Consider the following 870-nt stretch of genomic DNA (forward strand, 5'->3'; position numbering starts at 1 on the left):
CTATGACTGGGTTGCCAAACTACGCGTGCTGATTTCCAACCGCGAAGCCTTAGGCTATCTCAGTATCGGCATAGCGATGAGCGTATTGTTCGGCTTTGCCTTTATACACATGACGCTTAAAGGCTATGGCAGCGCCGGCCATATCTATTCCGTCAGCACTTATTTATGGATGTTTGCAATGAGTTTGGACGATGTACCGCGCTTGGTCGAACAATACGCCAATCTAAAAGATATCGGACAACGCGTTGAACTTTCGGAAGAAAACAATTTTTCCAAGGCCGTCTGAAACCTTAACACACTATCAGGACATATTATGAGTTGGTTTTATTTAATCTTAGCCGGTATGCTGGAAATCGGCTGGCCATTGGGCTTAAAGCTGGCACAACAGGAAGGCTTCCGCTGGCATGGCTTTGCCGCCGCGCTTGCCTGCATCGCCGGTAGCGGATACTTCCTTTACCTTGCCCAAAAAAGTATTCCAATGGGTACAGCCTACGCCGTCTGGACAGGTATAGGCGCGGCAGGGGCGTTTTTAGTGGGCGTTGTATTTTTCAACGATGCCGCCAACTTCGGCCGCTGGCTCGGTGCATTTCTCATCATCTCCGGCGTCGTAGTGATGAAACTCTCCAGCGGAAACTGAAAATCTCGTTTCTATCCAATCCAAGGCCGTCTGAATGAGCATGTTCAGACGGCCTAATACCTTCCCGAATATAACGAAATCATCTTAAATTAAAACCAAGCATTCTTTCCTTTTTTCAGACGGCCTGTTTAAAGTGGCGACTGTCCATTATTCAAACAATCGGTTATAGCCGTCCAACAAAGGAATCCAAATGAGCCAAGCCAATCCGCTTCCACCCGAACTCTCCGTCCAAC

Annotated in this window: 2 protein-coding genes; both read left to right on the forward strand. The window is 48.0% G+C overall.

Annotation, left to right across the window (positions count from 1 at the left end; translation table 11 throughout):
• The coding region (locus tag ACTHUR_RS12755; protein ID WP_440398860.1) for an ABC transporter six-transmembrane domain-containing protein at window positions 1-286 on the forward strand (286 nt) is incomplete at its 5' end.
• 27 nt (window positions 287-313) lie between these two features.
• Window positions 314-637, forward strand: a complete 324-nt coding sequence (locus ACTHUR_RS12760) for a DMT family transporter (protein ID WP_107791811.1) — start codon at window positions 314-316, stop codon at window positions 635-637.
• Window positions 638-870: the final 233 nt, after the last annotated feature.

The sequence above is a fragment of the Neisseria sp. P0021.S007 genome (assembly GCF_051956855.1).

Coding starts and splice junctions, on each gene's coding strand:
- ACTHUR_RS12760 (WP_107791811.1), top strand. CDS start 314: ATGAGTTGGTTTTATTTAATCTTAGCCGGTATGCTGGAAATCGGCTGG.